We start from the raw sequence: 17,256 nt of genomic DNA on the forward strand, positions 1-17,256 counted from the left end.
ATGTCAGAGGCGGGCGAGGGCCTTGCGGAGGGGGTCGAGGCCCAGCGAGCCGAGGTCGAGCGCGTCGGAGTGGAACCTGCGCAGGTCGAACGCGGCGCCCTGGCGGGCCTTGGCCTCGTCGCGGGCCTGGAGCCAGATGCGCTCGCCGACCTTGTACGACGGCGCCTGGCCGGGCCAGCCCAGGTAGCGGTTCAGCTCGAAGCGCAGCATCTCGTCGCCCACGCGGCAGTGCGCGCGCAGGAACTCCCAGCCCAGCTCGGGCGTCCACCGCTCACCGGGGTGGAAGCCGAACGGGTTGTCCCGCGGGATCTCCAGCTCCAGGTGCATGCCGATGTCGACGATGACCCGCGCGGCCCGGAACGCCTGGCCGTCGAGCATGCCGAGCTTGTCGGCCGGGTCGGCGAGGTAGCCGAGGTCGTCCATGAGCCGCTCGGCGTACAGGGCCCAGCCCTCGCCGTGGCCGGAGGACCAGCTCAGCAGCCGCTGCCAGCGGTTCAGCTTCTCCGCCTGGTACGCCGCCTGTGCGACCTGAAGGTGGTGGCCGGGGGCGCCTTCGTGGTAGACCGTGGTCACCTCGCGCCAGGTGGAGAACTCCTCGACGCCCTGCGGCACGGCCCACCACATGCGGCCGGGACGGGTGAAGTCCTCGCTGGGGCCGGTGTAGTAGATGCCGCCGTCGCTGGTCGGGGCCAGGCGGCACTCGATGCGCTGGATCTTCTCGGCGATGTCGAAGTGGGTGCCGTTCAGGTCGCTGATCGCCTTCTCGGCCAGCTCCTGCATCCAGACCCGGAAGTTCTCCTTGCCCTGGACCTTGTACTTCGGGTCCGCGTCGAGCTTGGCGACCGCGTCGTCGATCGAGGCGCCCGGCCCGGCGATGATCGCCGACACCGCCCGCATCTCGGTCTCCAGCCGGTGCAGCTCCTCGAAGCCCCAGGCGTACGTCTCGTCCAGGTCGACGCGGGCGCCGAGGAAGTACTGCGAGGCCAGCTCGTAGCGCTCGCGGCCGGCGGCCTCCTTCTCACGGCCCAGCGGGGCCAGCTCGGTGCGCAGGAAGCTCGCGAAGTCGGCGGTGGCCTCGTTCGCGGCCGCCGCGCCCCGGTCCAGCTCGGTGCGCAGCGCGCCATCGGCCTCCAGGCGCCGGGCCAGGCCGAGGTAGAAGTCGTCGCCGTCCGCGCTGGTCCAGATGTCGCACTGCTTGGCGACCTCTTCCAGCTGGCGGCGGGCGCTGACCTTGCCTCCGCGCGCCGAGTCGAGCAGCGTCTGCCGGTACTGCGCGAGCGCGGCAGGGAAGGCGTTGAGCCGGGCGGCGATGTTGGCGACCGCCTCCTCGCCGTCGGCCGGCATCAGGTCGAACGCGCCGCGCATGGTGTGCAGCGCGCTGGAGATCACGTTCAGCTCGCTGGTCACCTCGCCCGCGTCGTACCGGGCGACGCTCAGCTCGAGGCGCTCGATCATGGCCTCCTTGGCCACGAACTCGCGGTCGTCGGCGGGTTCGATCGCGCGCAGCTCGGCCAGGGTGCGGCGGTCCAGCTCGTCGGCCGCGGCGTACCCTGCCGCGGACAGGTCGTCGAGTTTGTCGTCGTAGCCGCTGATACCGACGAAGGTGGCGCCGATGGGGCTCAGCGGGGCCCATTCGTCGACATAGCGGTCAGCCAGGTCATCAACACGTCCCATGCGTGGAAACCTAGCCGAACGTCCGGGCGGCGCGCAGGCGACTTAGTCGTGGCGCGATCCTGCCGTTCGATGTCCGGAAGTCGCTGGTGCGCGGGGCCGCCCCTCTGGCAGTGTGTCAGGGGTGACCACCACCATCGCTCCTGACACCACCGCGGCCGGGACCAGGTCCGCCTGGCTGCCCGCGTTCGCCGCGAACGCCGTCATCTGGGGATCGAGCTTCATCTTCATCAAGATCGGCGTACGGGAGCTGCACCCCACCTGGGTGGCCGCCGGGCGGATCACCGTCGGCGCGCTCACCCTGCTCGCGCTGCTGGTGGTGGCCGGGCAGCGGGTGCCCACCGACCGGCGGCTCTGGGGGCACATGCTGCTGCCGGGCGTGTTGGGCGTGGCGCTGCCGTTCACCCTCTTCGCGTACGGCGAGGAGCGGGTGGACAGCCTGGTCGCGGGCATCTGGAACGCGACCACGGCGCTGTGGGTGCTGCCGTTCGCGGTCGTCGTCTTCCGCACCGAGAAGTTCACCGCGCGCTCGGCGGGCGGCCTGCTGCTCGGCTTCGCCGGGGTGCTGACCGTGCTCGGCTTCTGGCACACCGACGGGGCGTCCTCGCTGTCCGGCCAGCTCATGTGCGGCGCGGCCGCCGCCTGCTACGGCGTGTCCATCCCGTACATCAAGCGCTTCGTCACCGGGCGCGGTTTCACGGGCAACCCGTCCGGCGTCTCGCTGGCCTTCGCGCAGACCGTCGTCGCCACGGCCGCCTCGGTGCTCGCCGCGCTGCTGGTGTCGGGTGCGCCGCCCGCGGTCACCGGGCTGTCCTGGCCGGTCATCGGCTCGGTCGTGGCGCTCGGCGTGTTCGGCAGCGGCATAGCGTTCGCGCTCAACATGCGGGTGATCGCGGTGGCCGGCGCCTCCATGGCCGCCTTCGTGACGTACCTGGTGCCCGTGGTCGCGACCCTGCTCGGCATCCTCGTCCTGGACGAGTCCCTGCACTGGAACCAGCCCGTCGGCGCACTGATCGTCCTGCTCGGCGTCGCCGTCGCCCAGGGCGCCCTCTCCCGCCGCCGCCCCGCCTGACCCGCGGCCCGGCGCGGCCCGCGGGCCGCAAGATCCGCCGACTTGCCTGGCACATGGGCGAATGCGCGCCCAAGATACGCCCGGGTGCCAGGCAAGTCGGACGATCAAGGCCCGCGGCCTGGCGCGGCCGGCGGGTGGTCAGGAGGCCGGGGCGTGGGTATGGGTCCAGGCGAGCAGGTCCTCCACGGGCCAGGTGTTGACGATCCGGTCGGCGGTGAGGCCGGCGGTCTCGGCGCGGGAGCAGCCGTTGACCAGCCAGTCGAGCTGCGCCACGGCGTGCGCGTCGGTGTTGACGGCGAACCGGAGGCCGTCCACCTTCACCGCCTTGCGCAGCAGGTTGGAGGGCGGGTCGAGGCGGTCGGGGCGTGAGTTGATCTCCAGGGCCTTGTCGTGGCGGGCCGCGGCGGCGAAGACCGCGTCCGCGTCGAAGCTGCTCGGCGCGCGCCGCCGCAGCGTGCCGCCCCGGCCGGCGTGCCGTGCGTCGGTGGCGACCGGCAGCTTGCGGCCGGTGCAGTGGCCGAGCACGTCCAGGTGCGGGTCGGCCAGCGCGGTGAGCATGCGCCGGGTCATCTTCGCCCTGTCCATACGCAGCTCGCTGTGCACCGAGCCGACCACCACGTCCAGCCGGGCCAGCAGCTCCGGCTCCTGGTCCAGCGAGCCGTCGGGCAGGATGTCCACCTCGATGCCGGTGAGCACGCGGAACCCGGTGCCCGCCAGCGCCTCGTTCACGGTGGCGATCGCGTCGAGCTGGCGGTGCAGCCGGGCGGCGGACAGGCCGTGCGCGATGGTCAGCCGGGGCGAGTGGTCGGTGATCGCCAGGTAGTCGTGGCTTTGCGCGGCCGCGGCGGCGACCATGGCCTCGAGCGGATCGCCGCCGTCCGACCAGTCGGTATGCGTGTGCAGGTCACCACGCAGCAGCTCACGCAGGCTCGTCATGCCGCCAGGCTAACCGTGCGGGCCGGGGCGCGGATCGCCGATCGGCCGGGGTGCTTCCGGTGGCCCGTAAGAGGATTGTCGGCGTCATGGGGCCGCGATAGCCTCCGCACGCTGTTGCAACAGGTGCACGGGGAGGAAACACCATGACCGCGGGCGTACGCGCGCTGCTGAGCGTGCTGATGCTGATCGGCTTCTACATACTCGCGCTGGTGGAGCTGGCGGCGGCGCTGGCCTTCGCGGTCTGGCTCGCCTCGGTGGCGCCGGCCGCGGTCGCCGTCAAGCTCAGCGCGCCGCTGTTCATCGCCATCGTCGGCGGTGTCGGCTGGGCGATGTGGCAGGCGATCCGGGCCAAGAACGAGCCGATGCCGGGCGTGGTGCTCGCCCCGGACCAGGCGCCGCAGCTGTGGGCCGAGGTGCGCCGGCTGGCCGAGGGCGTCGGCACCCGCGCCCCCGACGAGCTGCGCATCGTGCCCGAGGTCAACGCGGCGGTGTCGGAGCACGCCAAGCTGCTCGGCCTGATCCCTGGCCGCCGCTACCTCTACATCGGGCTGCCGCTGCTGCAGGCGATGACCGTGGACCAGATGCGCGCGGTGCTCGCCCACGAGCTGGGCCACTACTCCGGCGCGCACACGCGGCTCGGTGCGGTGGCCTACCGGGGCCGGATCGCCATCGCGGGCGCGGTCAGCCGGATCGGCACGTGGAACGTGGCGGGCTGGCCGTTCCGCCTGTACGCCCGGCTCTACCTGCTGGTCGACAGCGCGGCCTCGCGCCGCCAGGAGCTGGAGGCCGACGCCGCCGCGGTACGGCTGGCCGGCAAGCAGGCCGCCGTCGCCGCGCTGACCGAGGTCACCGTCGTGGACCTGGCGTACGACTTCTACCTGGGCCGCTACGTGGCGCCGGGCGCCGAGCTGGGCCTGCTGCCCGACGACGTGTTCGCCGGGTTCGGCGACCTGCTGGCCGCCCGCGAGGAGGAGCTGGCGGGCCTGCGCGAGCGCGCCGCCGAGCAGGAGCAGGGCTCGGTGTGGGACACCCACCCGCCGCTGCCGGTGCGCATCGCCGCCATCAACGCCCTGCCCGAGGGCTCGCCAAGCAACGACCGCCGCCGCGCCACCGACCTGATCCCGTACCTGCCGCAGGTGAGCGGGCGGCTGCACCAGCTCGCGATCAACGTGAACGGCCGTGAGGTGCTGCCCTGGCCGCAGTTCACCGCCGCGACGGAGAGCCGGCGCCTGCAGGGCGCGGCCGACAACATCTTCCGCGAGATCGCGCGCCGGCTTAACCGCCCGATGGTGGGCCTGGCCGAGGTGCTCGATGCGCTGGCGGCGGGCCGGGCCGGTGAGCTGGGCGAGGCGTTCTTCGACGACGTCACCCGCAAGGAGGCGGCGGTGAAGTTCGCGCAGCCGCTGGAGGTGCTGCTGATGCTGGCGGCGCTGCGCTCGGAGCGGCTGTCCTGGCGTTCGTCGTGGACCGGCTCGTCGACCCTGGTGGACGCCGACGGCAAGGAGCTGGACCTCGCCCCGGTGGCCGAGCTGGCGGTCGACCCGGCGACGCTGCCGCAGGCGCGCGCCCGGCTGCTGGAGCTGGGCATCGAGGTCGCCGCCGCGATGGCGGTGGAGACGACGGCCACCGCGCGCGGCGGCGACGTGATCGCCGGGTTCGGCAACGTCACCTTCGACGGCATCGAGTCGGACCTGCTGGTGCTGGACAACGGCCTGATCGCGATCGCGACCAAGGGCGACAAGGACGAGGGCGCCGACCGGATGAAGGCGCTGGTGTCCGCGGTGCCGCTGACGAAGCTCGCCGAGCAGCACCGCTTCCTGCCGTACGAGGAGTTCCGCAAGGTCACCATCACCAAGCAGGTGCCGATCCGCGCCGTCATCGAGCTGCACGGCGGGCGGACGGTCGAGCTCAAGGAATCGTGGACCGGCGACGAGCTGCACAAGGGCAGCCGCGACGTGCTCCACAAGGTGTTCGCACAGTTCACCGGGGAATGAGGCCATGCCGGTCGAGCCACTGCCGACGGGAGAGTATCGCGTGATCCAGCAACGACACCCCGACCCGCACCAGCCCGGTGCGCCGGTGCACCCGTCCGGCGGCCCGGCCGGTGTCCTGGGGTACACCGAGCCGGACCGGGCCGCCGCCCACGGCGGGGTGGTGGCCGCGGCCGCCGCCGCCGAGGCGCGGGAGGAGAGCAACTGGTCCATCGGCGACTTCCGCCTGGCGACCATGCTGGTCGGCACGGTCGTCGGGGGCGGCATCGCGCTGACCAACGGCAGCAGGGACGATCGGCTGGTCTTCGTCATCGTGGCCGCGCTGCTCGGCGCGGCCTCCGGCGAGGCGTTCGGCTTCGGTCTGTCCCGCTGGGTCGAGGTGCGCCGGATGCACCGGATCGTGAAGCGGCGGGTGTGGTTCTCGGTGCTCACCGTGATCGCGGTCGCGGCAGCCCTGGTCGCGGCGACGCCGGTGCTGCTGCCCGAGGTGGCCGGGGGTGTCGGCCAGGGCTTCATCGACGCCAAGAATCTGACCGAGCGCGGCATCGCGCTGTCCGCCTTGGCGATCATCGGCGGTCTGCCCAGCGCCGCGACGCTGGCGGCGGTCAAGCAGGTGGCCGCCGATCCGCTGTCGGGCACGCCGGGTCAGCAGCTCGACGCGCTGCTGCGGCTGCGGCGGATGTGCGCCCGGATGCTCAGCCAGCTCGGCATCCTGGTGCTGCTGGTGATGGGGGTCAACGCCGCCGCGCGCACGGTCGGTACCGTCGAGCTCGATCCGGGAGTGGTCATCTTCTCGGGCGTGGTGGCGTCGTTCGTGGTCGGGACCATGTACGCGCCCACCGCCGCCACGCTGCGCCGACGCGGCCAGATCTTCGTGGAGCGGCACTTCGCCCTGGACCACGTGCCGGTCGCCGAGCTGGTCGATGCCGCCGAGAACAAGGGCAAGCTGGAGAAGCTGCTCAGCCTCGACCAGACCACGTTCGGCGAGCTGAAGGCCGGTCTGGTCGTGCTCTCCCCGGTCGTCGCCGGCGCCGTGGCCCTGATGATCCAGAACCTGAAGTAGCCCCCGCACGAGTGAAGCTCCCGTCCCGCGAGAACCGCGGGGCGGGAGCTTCACTGTGGAGACAGGCGGCGGTTACCAGCCCGTGTCGATGAAGCCGGGCCGGTTGACCAGGTTGAACAGGGCGAACCGGCGCTGCGCGCTGCCGTTGATGGCGGTGTACGCGCCACCCGCCACCAGCTGCCCCAGCTCCGGGTTGGTGCTGAGGGTGTTCACGCCGACCGAGCCGTTGCCGTTGGCGGTCCACGGCAGCAGCTCCCCGCCCAGGGTGACCGCGGCCAGCTTGACCCGCCGGTTGGAGCCGTCGAGACAGACGCCCTTCACGCCGACGTTGGCGCTCTTGCACACGTTGTCGAAGTGCCCGCCGAGGTAGACGATGCCGTCCAGCACCGCCACCGCCTGCACGTCGCCGTCCGTGGTGATGGTCCACTTCGCGTTGCCGGCCAGGTCCATCGCGGTGGCCCGGCCGCCGGCGCCGTCGATGCCGGCGTACAGGGTGCCGCCGCTGAGCGCCAGGTCGTGCACCATCGCCGTGACGTGGGACCAGAAGCCGAGGTCGACGTCGCCCCGCGCCGGGTCGACCGCGGCGATCTTGCCGGTGCCCTTGAGGTAGTTCACCGCGTTGAAGCGCCCGGCGAGGTAGACCCGGTCGGACGAGACGAGCAGCGCGCGCACGATGTCGTTGACGTGCGGCCGCCAGTTCGGGTCGAGCGCGCCGGTGCTGCTGTCGAACGCCGCGGCGCGGGCGCGTTCCTGCCCGTTCACGCTGGTGATCGAGCCGCCGACGTAGAGCCGGTCGTGCCCCACGGCCAGCGCGTACGGCGTACCCGAGATGGCGTGCTTGAACCCGCTGTGCAGCACGCCGTCGGCGTCGACCTTCGCGAGGTTGTCGCGGCTCACGCCGTTGATCTTGTGGAACGAGCCGGCCAGGTAGATCCCGGACCCGTCCGCGGCGAGTGCGGTGATCCGCCCGTCGGCGACCGGGGCCCAGGGCAGCAGGGCGCCGGTGCGCGCGTCGACCGCGGCCAGCCCCGCGCGCTTCACCGACTTCCCGTTGCTGGTGACCGAGGTGAAGTCACCGCCGACGTAGATGGTGCTCCCCCGGTACACGGTGGCGTGCACCTCGCCGTTGAAGGTCACCGAGGGCGCCGGAGCCGGGTTCACCGGGCCGGCGAGAGCGGCCGAACCGGCCGAAGCGGAGGCGAGCACGCTCACGACGGCCGCCACCGCGATATCCCGCAATCTTGTACATTTCAGCACGTCATACCCAACGAGGCACCCACCGGGCCGACGCTCCCGCGCGCGGTGTGTGGCAGGCTGCGCGTGTGAACATCGCGGTGATCGGACTCGGGCTCATCGGCGGATCGCTGATGCGCGCGCTGGCGGCCGCCGGGCACCGCGTGCTCGGCTTCGACGCCGACCCTGAGGTGCGCGCGACCGCCCGCAGCGCGGCGGCCCGGGTGCCCGCGGCGCAGCGCTGGCAGATCACCGCGACGATCCGCGACGCCGCGGCCGACGCCGACCTGGTCGCGCTGGCCGTGCCGCTGCCCGCGCTGGACGACGTGCTGGACGCGCTGGTCGCCAGCGGCTTCCACGGCCTGATCACCGACGTCACCTCGGTGAAGGGCCCGGTGCGCGAGGCGGTCGCCCGGCGGCTGCGCGGCGCGGCCAACCCGCTGGCCGGGTTCGTCGGCGGGCACCCGATGGCGGGCAAGGAGACCTCGGGTTTCGCCGCCGCCGACCCGGCGCTGTTCACCGGCTGCGCCTGGGTGCTGTGCCTGGACGAGCCGGGGGTGCTCGACGACTGGCTGACCCTGGCCGGGCTGGTCACCTCGCTCGGCGCGCGGGTGGTGCCGTCGACCAGCGACGAGCACGACCGCGCGGTGGCCGCGATCAGCCACGTGCCGCACCTGCTCGCCCTGGCCCTGGCCGCGGCCGCCGCAACCGACCCGCTCGCGCTCACCCTGGCCGCGGGCTCGTTCCGGGACGGCAGCCGGGTCGCGGGCAGCCGCCCCGAGCTGGTCGCGGCGATGTGCGGCGGCAACGCGGCGGCGGTGCTGCCCGCCCTCGCCGACGTGCAGTCCCGGCTGGACGAGGCGGCCAAGGCGCTGGAGGGACGTGACCCGATCCGCGCGGTGCGCGACTGGGCGCAGGACGGCCACACCGCGCGCCGGGCCTGGCCGCCCGCGCCTGGCCGCCCCGAGCAGGTGCCCGCCCGGACCGAGACGCTGCTGCGGCTGGGCCGGGCCGGGGGCTGGATCACCGAGGTGGCCCCGGACCGCCGTACCGTGACCGCGTTCCTGCCGGTTGAAGGTGCGTGAGCCGACGCCGTCCCACCCTGCGTGAGCCCCACCCGGTACGCCCGTGGGCGGTGGTGGCGGGCGCGCTGGCCGCGGGGGTGTGGCTGCTGTCGTTCGGCATGTTCGGGGTGACCCTCGGCGGCTACGTGGCCTGGACCCTGCTGGCCGGCCTGCTCGCCTGGGCCGCGGCGCACGCGCTGGCCCGGTACGGAGACCGGGGGGTGGCCGCCGGGGTGGCCGCCGCGACCGGGGTCGCCTGGACCGCTGCCGCACTCTCCGTAGTCATGGAGTGGATTCGCCGAGGAGCGTGGCCACTATGAGTGACCTTGTGTTAAGACTCCGCGACGGTCGCGGCGGCGGTACGGTGCTGAGGAGCACCGGTCACGAAGCGTCATGGATCGACCGCGTTCCCGGACTTGACGGAGGTCACACTCGCGCGGCACTCTCGGCTGTATGTGGACGCCCCAGCAGCCAGATCCGGACCGGTGCCGCCGGCGCCTGCAGTTGCTGGCCGAGCTGTCCGGAGGCACGGGCCGGGAGCGTCTGCTCCCCGTCGTGGGCAGCACCCGGGCCGGCCGGGGGGCGGGCAGGGGTGTCGCGGCGGAGAAACTCCGCGAGCTGATCGCGATGCGTCGGCGACTGGCGGGCTGACGGGTCGTTGTCTGATCAGGGCCGTCAGTCCGCAAGAGCCGCCGGATGACCAGCCCTCGCCGGTGACCCGCGAGGTCGCCCGGCGCCCATATCGACACTATTTGGGGGGACCGTGTCGTACTTCGCCGCCGCGGTGGTCCGGGGCCGGTCCGGCTGGGCCGCCACCGAACTCGACCTGCACGACGCCGCAGACGTGGACGAGGTCGCGGACCTGCTGCGCGACACCGATCCCGGGGCGGACGTGTCCCTGATGTTCGTTGAGTCCGACGACGCCTACCTCGTGGTGATGCGCCTCGACGAGGGCGAGGACCTGCGGATCTTCGGGTCCGACTCGGCCTTCGCCGACGAGTCCCGGCTGGGCAAGCTGCTGCTGAGCGACGTGGAGGTCCCGGTCGTCGAGATCGACGAGGCGGAGCCCACGGACGACGACGAGGACCGCCCCGCCGCCGACCCCGCCGCGGATCCGGTGGGCGACGCCGACCTGCTGGCCGATCTCGGTGTGTCCGCGCACAAGCTGCTGGCCCTGTGCGCCACCGACGGCCTGCTGCCCGCCGACGTGACCGCCGAGGTGTGCCAGGCCATCGGCTGCGGTGACGAGGTCGAGGAGCTGCGCGAGTCTTGAGAGCCAGGCCGCGGCACGAGGAGTGGATGCGCCGCGCCCTCGCCGTCGCGGCAGGCTGCCACGACAGCGCCGACGTGCCGGTCGGTGCGGTGGTGTACGCCCCCGACGGCACCGAGCTGGCGATCGGGCGCAACGAGCGGGAGGCCACCGGCGACCCCACCGCGCATGCCGAGATCCTCGCGCTGCGCGCCGCCGCCGCCCGCTGGGGCGAGTGGCGGCTGGAGGGCTGCACGATCGTGGTGACGCTGGAGCCGTGCACCATGTGCGCGGGCGCGATCGTGCTGGCCCGCATCGGCACCGTGGTGTTCGGCGCCTGGGAGCCCAAGACCGGCGCGGCCGGCTCGCTGTGGGACGTGCTGCGCGACCGCCGCCTCAACCACCGCCCCGAGGTCTACTCCGGGGTGCTAGCCGACGAGTCCGCCACCCTCCTGCGCACCTTCTTCGACCGGCGTCCCGGCCCCGCCGCAGGCTGAGGCGCCGCCGCGACGGGGTCCGGTCAACGGGTGACCGTGCCGGCCAGGTAGGGCTTGCCGGAGCGGGCGTCGCGCAGGCCGAACTCCCGGCCGGTCCAGGTGAACCCGACCGTCGCGGGCAGCAGCATCGGCAGCTTGAAGGACACGTCGACCGTGTACACGTCCGGCAGACGGCCCTCCAGCGCGGCCAGGCAGCGGGCCTTGCTCCACATGCCGTGCGCGATGGGGCGCGGGAAGCCGAACAGCCGCGCGCCCAGCCACGAGGTGTGGATCGGGTTGTGGTCGCCGGAGGCGTCCGCGTAGGCCGTGCCGGTCGAGGTGGGCACCCGCCAGGTCGCGTGCGGCGGCGCCCCGGGCGCGGGCTCGCGGGCCGGGCGCTCCTCGCGCGGCCCCGCCGACGGCCCGCGCCGCAGGTACGTCGACACGTCCCGCCACACCACGGCCCCGTCCACCGACGCGGTGGTGATCACGTCGTACTGCCGTCCGCGCGGATGGTCGCGCAGGTCCTGGGCGTGTACCGCCAGCTCCAGCACGTCGTCGGCGGTCAGCGGCCGGGTCTGCTCGATGCGGTTCGCCACGTGCACCCCGCCGACCACCGGGAACGGGAAGTCGCGCCGGGTCATCAGGTCCAGCTGCAGGCCGAAGCCCAGGACGTGCGGGTACGTCACCGGCAGCCGGTCGCTCAGCCGGAACCCGCACACCCGCTGGTAGCGGGCCAGGTGCGCGCGGTCCACGACGGCCGTGCTGGTCAGCGTGTCCTCGGGCAGCGTGCTGGGCCGCGGGAACGGCACCACGGACAGCGCCGCGCGCAGCATGCTCGGCATGTCAGGCCCCCAGCAGCGACTGGCCGCAGACCCGCACCACGTTCCCGGTCACCGCGGCCGAGCCCGGCGCGGCGAACCAGGCCACGGTCTCGGCGACGTCCACCGGCAGGCCACCCTGGGACATGCTGTTCATGCGCCGCCCGGCCTCGCGGATGAACAGCGGCAGCTTCGCGGTCATCGCGGTCTCGATGAAGCCCGGCGCGACCGCGTTCACGGTGATGCCCCGCGCCGCGAGCACCGGGGCCAGCGCGTGCACCCAGCCGATGACGCCGGCCTTGCTGGCGGCGTAGTTGGTCTGGCCGCGGTTGCCCGCGATGCCCGCGATCGAGGCGACGCCCACGATGCGGCCGCCGTCCGGGATCAGGCCCGCGTCCAGCAGCACCTGGGTGACCTGCGCCGGGGCGATCAGGTTGACCTTGAGCACGGCGTCCCAGCGGGCCGGGTCCATGTTCGCCAAGGTCTTGTCGCGGGTGATGCCCGCGTTGTGCACCAGCACGTCCAGGCGGCCGTGCCGCTCCCGCAGGTGGCCGGCCAGCCGCTGCGCGGCGCCCTCCCCGGTCAGGTCCAGCTGGTACGCCTCGCCGCGCACCTCGTTGGCGACCTTGGCCAGGTCGTCCCCGGCCGCGGGCACGTCCAGGCAGACCACGTGGGCGCCGTCGCGCGCCAGCACCCGGGCCATGGCCGCGCCGATGCCCCGCGCCGCGCCGGTGACCAGCGCGACCTTGCCCCGCAGATCGCCGCCTTCGGGCGCCGGGACGGCGGCCACCTCGATCGTCTGCCCGCTCACGTACGCCGACTTCGCCGACAGCAGGAAGTCGAGGGTGGAGCGCAGCGCTGCGGTGTCGGCGGCCGGGTGCACCCGGACCAGCTGCGCCGTGGTGCCCCGGCCGAACTCCTTGCCGACGCTGCGTACGAAACCGTCCAGGGCCTGCTGTGCGGCGGCCTGGCCGGGGTCGGCGACCGCGGCGAGCGGCAGGCCCAGCACGACCACGCGGCCGGCGGGGGTGAGCGCCCGCGCGACCGGGTGGAAGAAGTCGTAGAGCGCGCGCAGGCCGGCCGGGCCGGTGATGCCGGTGGCGTCGAAGACCAGCGCGTGGTGCTTACCGGCCTCCTCGCTCGACGCATACAGCTTGGCCAGCTCCTCGAAGCGCGGGCCGTCGGACGGGCCGACGAGCACCGGACCGGGGATGAGCGGGTCGCCCTCGCGGAACCGGGCCAGCTTCGGCGGATCAGGCAGGCCGAGCCGCTTGACTATCGCCCGCCCCGGCCCGGACCTTGCGAAACTTGTGTAACGGTCGCTCATGCGGTAGACCTTACTCGCGAGTAAGGTCGAACACCAGGAGGCTGTTGTGACTCAGAGTGTGCGCAAGGTGGCCGTCATCGGCGGCAACCGGATCCCGTTCGCCCGGTCCAACAGCAAGTACGCCCAGGCTTCCAACCAGGACATGCTCACCGCCGCGCTCGACGGGCTCGTCGCCCGCTACGGACTGTCCGGGCAGCGCCTCGGCGAGGTCGCCGCGGGCGCCGTGCTCAAGCACGCCCGCGACTTCAACCTGACCCGCGAGTCGGTGCTCGGCACCGGCCTCGACCCGGCCACCCCCGCCGTCGACCTGCAGCAGGCCTGCGGCACCGGTCTCCAGGCGATCACCTACCTCGCCAACAAGATCGCGCTGGGCCAGCTGGAGTCCGGCATCGCGGGCGGCGTGGACACCACCTCCGACGCGCCGCTGCAGCTCAACGAGCAGTTCCGCCGCGTGCTGCTGCGCCTCAACAGCGCGAAGAGCACCGGCGAGCGGCTCAAGGCGGCGCTGGCGCTGCGCCCGCTCCAGCCGTTCAAGCCCGAGCTGCCCCGCAACGCCGAGCCGCGCACCGGGCTGTCCATGGGCGAGCACGCCGCGATCACCGCCGAGCGCTGGGGCGTCACCCGCGCCGACCAGGACGAGCTGGCCCTCGACTCGCACCGCAAGCTCGCCGCGGCGTACGAGGCGGGATTCTTCGACGACCTGCTCACGCCGTACCTCGGCCTGACCCGGGACCAGAACCTGCGCCCCGACACCTCGCTGGAGAAGCTCGGCTCGCTCAAGCCCGTGTACGGCCTGCGCGGCAAGAACCCGACCATGACCGCGGGCAACTCCACCCCGCTCACCGACGGCGCCGCCGTCGTGCTGCTCGGCTCCGACGAGTGGGCCGCCGAGCACAGCCTGCCGGTGCTGGCGCACTTCGTCACCGCGCAGACCGCCGCCGTCGACTTCGTGCACGGCGACCCCGAGCCCGAGGGCCTGCTCATGGCCCCGGTGTACGCGGTGCCCCAGCTGCTGTCCCGGCTCGGCCTCAAGCTGCAGGACTTCGACTTCTACGAGATCCACGAGGCGTTCGCGTCGCAGGTGCTGGCGACCCTGGCCGCGTGGGAGTCCAACGGCCTGGGCACCATCGACCGGTCCCGCCTCAACGTGAACGGGTCCTCGCTGGCCGCGGGGCACCCCTTCGCCGCCACCGGCGGCCGTATCGTCGCCACCGCCGCCAAGCTGCTCGCCCAGCGCGGCTCCGGCCGCGCCCTCATCTCCATCTGCGCCGCCGGCGGCCAGGGCGTCGTCGCCGTCCTCGAACGCTGACCCGCCGTGCCCGGGTCCGTGCTGCAGTTTCGGGGAAACTGCAGCATCGGCGGCCTCTGCGAGCGCAGTTTCCCCGAAACTGGGGGCGCTAACGAATGGTGCCGGGTGGGGCGAGCCACTGGGCGGGCTGGCCGGTGGCCTTCTTGATGACGTCGAAGTCGCCGTCGTAGTGCAGGACGGTGAGGCCGTTCAGCTCGGCCGTCGCGGCGACCAGGAGATCTACGGGGCCGGCGCTGCGGTGCTGCCCATGCTGAGTGAGCAGATCCTGCACCTGTGCCGCTCGCTGGTAGACGTCGTCGGGCATCGGGAGCCAGGGGTAGGTCTCGCCGATCAACGCGAGGATCTTCTTGCGGTCGGCATAGGACCGCGCCGTGTGCAGGAACTCCAGCTCGGTGACGGCGCATATGCCCACCAGGCCCTGTTCTACCTGCTGATTCCAGCTGAGCGCCTCGGGCCCGCGCCGTAGCAGCCGGACCAGGGCGCTCGTGTCAACTAAGTAGTCAGCCGTCACGGCTTCGGACGATAGTTCTTCTTGTCCAGCAGCTCGTCGAAGTATCCGGTATCCGCCATCTGCCGCAACTCCTCCAGCGCACGCGCCCGCCGCAGGCTCGCGGCGGACTCCCGCAGGGCGGTGTTGACGGTGTCCTTCTTGGTCTTGGTGCCGAAGACCTCGGCGGCGTCGGCGAGCAGCTCCTCGTCGATGTCGATCAGCATCTTCGCCATCGGCTCCCCCTCGCGTACGCGATATATACGATCTCGCCAAGAAGTATATACGCGCGGCCGCGGGCTGGCCAGGGACGGGGATCGCTGCGTGCGAGAATGAGGCACGTGACGAAGCGCCCGCACGTACCGAATGTCCTGGCCACCCGCTATGCCTCCGCTGAACTGGTGACGCTGTGGTCGCCCGAGGAGAAGGTCCGCGCCGAGCGCCGGCTGTGGCTCGCGGTGCTGCGCGCCCAGCGTGATCTCGGCATCGCGCTGCCCGACGGCGTGATCGAGGCGTACGAGCGGGTGCTGGACCAGGTCGACCTGGACTCGATCGCGGCCCGCGAGCGGGTGACCCGGCACGACGTGAAGGCGCGCATCGAGGAGTTCAGCGAGCTCGCCGGGCACGAGCAGATCCACAAGGGGATGACCTCCCGCGACCTCACCGAGAACGTCGAGCAGCTGCAGATCCGCGACTCCTTGCTGCTGATCCGGGACCGGATCGTCGCCGCGCTGACCCGCATGGCCGCTCGTGCCACCGAGTACGACCAGACGATCATGGCGGGCCGCTCGCACAACGTGCCCGCGCAGGCCACCACGCTGGGCAAGCGCTTCGCGTCGGCCGCGCAGGAGATGCTGATCGCGTACGAGCGCCTCGACGAGCTGATCGCCCGCTACCCGCTGCGCGGCATCAAGGGCCCGGTAGGCACCGCGGCCGACCAGCTCGACCTGTTCGACGGCGACGCCGCGAAGGTCGCCGAGCTGGAGCGCCGGGTCGCCGGGCACCTCGGCTTCCAGCGGGTGCTCGACAGCGTCGGCCAGGTGTACCCGCGCTCGCTCGACTTCGACGTGCTGACCGCGCTGGCCCAGGCGGCGTCCGCGCCGTCGAGCCTGGCCACCACGATCCGGCTGATGGTCGGCCAGGAGCTGGCCACCGAGGGCTTCAAGCCGGGCCAGGTGGGCTCGTCGGCGATGCCGCACAAGATGAATACGCGCTCCAGCGAGCGCGTCAACGGCCTGGCCGTGATCGTGCGCGGCTACGCGAGCATGGCCGGGGAGCTGGCCGGCGACCAGTGGAACGAGGGCGACGTGTCGTGCTCGGTGGTGCGCCGGGTGGCCCTGCCGGACGCGTTCTTCGCGCTGGACGGCCTGTTCCAGACCTTCCTCACGGTGCTCGACGAGTTCGGCGCGTACCCTGCCGTGATCAACCGCGAGCTGGACCGCTACCTGCCCTTCCTCGCCACCACGAAGGTGCTGGTCGGCGCGGTCAAGAAGGGCGTCGGCCGGGAGACCGCGCACGAGGCCATCAAGGAGCACGCGGTCGCCGTGGCGCTGGCCATGCGCGAGCGCGGCCTGGCCGAGAACGACCTCTTCGACCGCCTCGCCGCCGACACCCGCCTGGGCCTGTCCCGCGCCGAGATCGACGCCCTGGTCGCCGACCGCTCCGCGTTCGTCGGCGCCGCCTCCGCCCAGGTCGCCGCCATCGTCGCCCAGGTCGAGAAGATCGCCGCCCAGCACCCCTCCGCCGCCGCCTACACCCCCGCCGCCATCCTCTAACCCCAAGGAAGGGCACCTTCTTAACGCTATGCGTAGAGGAAGGTGCCCTTCTTAACGCTTGCCGACGGCACGCACCCTCGCCCGAAAGCGGGAGGGGACTGCCCGGGCTCTGGCAGGCGCGGCGCGACCACGCCCCTGTCTCGGGCTGAGAGGATCATTTCCGTGGAGTTTCTGGGCGCCCTGCTGGTGGCGTTCGTGGCGATCTTCCCGGTGGAGCTGCCGGACAAGACGTTCGTGGCGACGCTGGTCCTGAGCACCCGCTACCCGCCGCTGCCCACCTGGCTCGGCGTGGTGGCCGCGTTCGGCGTGCAGTGCGTGATCGCGGTGGCCTTCGGCGCGCTGCTGACGAAGCTGCCCACCCAGCCGGTGCAGTTGGTCGCCGCGGCGCTGTTCGCGGTGGGCGCGTTCGTGCTGGCCCGGGGCGCGGGCAAGGCCGACGAGCAGGAGCATGAGCAGGAGGAGGAGTTCGCGGCCAAGGCGGCCGAGCCCAAGCGCGGCTGGCGGGCCGCGGGCGCGAGCTTTCTGGTGCTGTTCACCGCCGAGTGGGGCGACCTGTCCCAGCTGCTGCTGGCCGGGCTGGTCGCCAGCGGGCGGCCGGTGGTGCCCACGTTCCTCGGCGGCTGGCTCGGCCTGGCCACCGTGTCGGGTCTGGCGGTGCTGCTCGGCCGGTGGCTGTTGAAACGGGTGAAGCTGCGAGTCATCCGTTACGTCGGCGCGGGGGTCTGTGCGGTCCTGTCGGTCGTGACCTTGCTCTCAGCTCTGTGAAAGCAGTGAACTTGTGG

Annotated in this window: 16 protein-coding genes and 1 pseudogene; 10 read left to right on the forward strand and 7 right to left on the reverse strand. The window is 72.7% G+C overall.

Annotated elements, in window-relative coordinates; all coding sequences use genetic code 11:
- Positions 1–3: 3 nt before the first annotated feature.
- A complete protein-coding gene (locus Cba03nite_RS24555; protein WP_203750675.1) occupies positions 4–1,674 on the reverse strand; it encodes a DUF885 domain-containing protein in 1,671 nt (556 codons plus the stop codon).
- 121 nt (positions 1,675–1,795) lie between these two features.
- Here Cba03nite_RS24555 and Cba03nite_RS24560 point away from each other — a divergent pair, with 121 nt between their 5' ends.
- Positions 1,796–2,743: a DMT family transporter gene (locus tag Cba03nite_RS24560; protein WP_239125995.1), complete on the forward strand. Its 948-nt coding sequence runs from the start codon at positions 1,796–1,798 to the stop codon at positions 2,741–2,743.
- A 138-nt stretch (positions 2,744–2,881) separates the two neighbouring features.
- Here the strand turns inward: Cba03nite_RS24560 and Cba03nite_RS24565 are convergent.
- Positions 2,882–3,676 (reverse strand): annotated as a pseudogene (locus tag Cba03nite_RS24565) (PHP domain-containing protein); the annotation flags it as partial.
- A 146-nt stretch (positions 3,677–3,822) separates the two neighbouring features.
- Between Cba03nite_RS24565 and Cba03nite_RS24570 the strand changes: the two are divergent.
- Entirely contained in the window at positions 3,823–5,673 is a 1,851-nt protein-coding gene (locus Cba03nite_RS24570) for a M48 family metallopeptidase (RefSeq protein WP_203750681.1), read from the forward strand.
- Positions 5,674–5,713: 40 nt separating this feature from the next.
- On the forward strand, positions 5,714–6,733 hold the full coding sequence (locus Cba03nite_RS24575) for a hypothetical protein (RefSeq protein WP_203750684.1): 1,020 nt from the start codon (positions 5,714–5,716) through the stop codon (positions 6,731–6,733).
- A gap of 72 nt (positions 6,734–6,805) precedes the next feature.
- Here the strand turns inward: Cba03nite_RS24575 and Cba03nite_RS24580 are convergent, their stop codons facing one another.
- Positions 6,806–7,957, reverse strand: coding sequence for a delta-60 repeat domain-containing protein (locus Cba03nite_RS24580; RefSeq protein ID WP_203750687.1), 1,152 nt, complete (start codon positions 7,955–7,957; stop codon positions 6,806–6,808).
- A gap of 80 nt (positions 7,958–8,037) precedes the next feature.
- On the opposite strand from Cba03nite_RS24580, the gene Cba03nite_RS24585 reads away from it, so the two are divergent.
- The 4 genes from Cba03nite_RS24585 to tadA all read left to right on the forward strand — a co-directional run bounded on the left by Cba03nite_RS24585 (position 8,038) and on the right by tadA (position 10,776).
- Entirely contained in the window at positions 8,038–9,051 is a 1,014-nt protein-coding gene (locus tag Cba03nite_RS24585) for a prephenate dehydrogenase/arogenate dehydrogenase family protein (RefSeq protein ID WP_373315767.1), read from the forward strand.
- Positions 9,048–9,350, forward strand: a complete 303-nt coding sequence (locus tag Cba03nite_RS24590; RefSeq protein ID WP_203750693.1) for a hypothetical protein — start codon at positions 9,048–9,050, stop codon at positions 9,348–9,350. Before Cba03nite_RS24585 ends, Cba03nite_RS24590 begins: the two co-directional genes overlap by 4 nt.
- A 443-nt stretch (positions 9,351–9,793) precedes the next feature.
- On the forward strand, positions 9,794–10,303 hold the full coding sequence (locus tag Cba03nite_RS24595; RefSeq protein WP_203750696.1) for a tRNA adenosine deaminase-associated protein: 510 nt from the start codon (positions 9,794–9,796) through the stop codon (positions 10,301–10,303).
- Positions 10,300–10,776, forward strand: coding sequence for a tRNA adenosine(34) deaminase TadA (gene tadA / locus Cba03nite_RS24600; protein WP_275411617.1), 477 nt, complete (start codon positions 10,300–10,302; stop codon positions 10,774–10,776). The genes Cba03nite_RS24595 and tadA overlap by 4 nt, the downstream gene beginning before the upstream one ends.
- A gap of 23 nt (positions 10,777–10,799) precedes the next feature.
- Here the strand turns inward: tadA and Cba03nite_RS24605 are convergent, their stop codons facing one another.
- Both Cba03nite_RS24605 and Cba03nite_RS24610 read right to left on the reverse strand, forming a co-directional pair.
- Positions 10,800–11,600, reverse strand: a complete 801-nt coding sequence (locus Cba03nite_RS24605) for a MaoC/PaaZ C-terminal domain-containing protein (RefSeq protein ID WP_203750699.1) — start codon at positions 11,598–11,600, stop codon at positions 10,800–10,802.
- Position 11,601: 1 nt separating this feature from the next.
- On the reverse strand, positions 11,602–12,903 hold the full coding sequence (locus tag Cba03nite_RS24610) for a 3-oxoacyl-ACP reductase (RefSeq protein WP_203750702.1): 1,302 nt from the start codon (positions 12,901–12,903) through the stop codon (positions 11,602–11,604).
- A 46-nt stretch (positions 12,904–12,949) separates the two neighbouring features.
- Between Cba03nite_RS24610 and Cba03nite_RS24615 the strand changes: the two genes are divergently transcribed.
- Positions 12,950–14,212: an acetyl-CoA C-acetyltransferase gene (locus Cba03nite_RS24615; RefSeq protein ID WP_203750705.1), complete on the forward strand. Its 1,263-nt coding sequence runs from the start codon at positions 12,950–12,952 to the stop codon at positions 14,210–14,212.
- Positions 14,213–14,300: 88 nt separating this feature from the next.
- On the opposite strand, the gene Cba03nite_RS24620 is transcribed toward Cba03nite_RS24615, so the two are convergent.
- Both Cba03nite_RS24620 and Cba03nite_RS24625 read right to left on the reverse strand, forming a co-directional pair.
- Positions 14,301–14,723 (reverse strand): PIN domain nuclease, encoded by a 423-nt coding sequence (locus Cba03nite_RS24620; protein WP_203750708.1) that lies wholly within the window; start codon positions 14,721–14,723, stop codon positions 14,301–14,303.
- Positions 14,720–14,935, reverse strand: coding sequence for a type II toxin-antitoxin system VapB family antitoxin (locus Cba03nite_RS24625; protein WP_203750710.1), 216 nt, complete (start codon positions 14,933–14,935; stop codon positions 14,720–14,722). Before Cba03nite_RS24625 ends, Cba03nite_RS24620 begins: the two co-directional genes overlap by 4 nt.
- Positions 14,936–15,031: 96 nt before the next feature.
- Here Cba03nite_RS24625 and purB point away from each other — a divergent pair, with 96 nt between their 5' ends.
- Both purB and Cba03nite_RS24635 read left to right on the forward strand, forming a co-directional pair.
- Complete coding sequence (gene purB, locus Cba03nite_RS24630; protein ID WP_203750712.1) at positions 15,032–16,474, forward strand: adenylosuccinate lyase; 1,443 nt, start codon at positions 15,032–15,034, stop codon at positions 16,472–16,474.
- A 162-nt stretch (positions 16,475–16,636) separates the two neighbouring features.
- Positions 16,637–17,239 (forward strand): TMEM165/GDT1 family protein, encoded by a 603-nt coding sequence (locus Cba03nite_RS24635; protein ID WP_203750715.1) that lies wholly within the window; start codon positions 16,637–16,639, stop codon positions 17,237–17,239.
- The last annotated feature ends 17 nt before the right edge of the window (positions 17,240–17,256 follow it).

Source organism: Catellatospora bangladeshensis, assembly GCF_016862575.1.
Classification (GTDB): domain Bacteria; phylum Actinomycetota; class Actinomycetes; order Mycobacteriales; family Micromonosporaceae; genus Catellatospora; species Catellatospora bangladeshensis.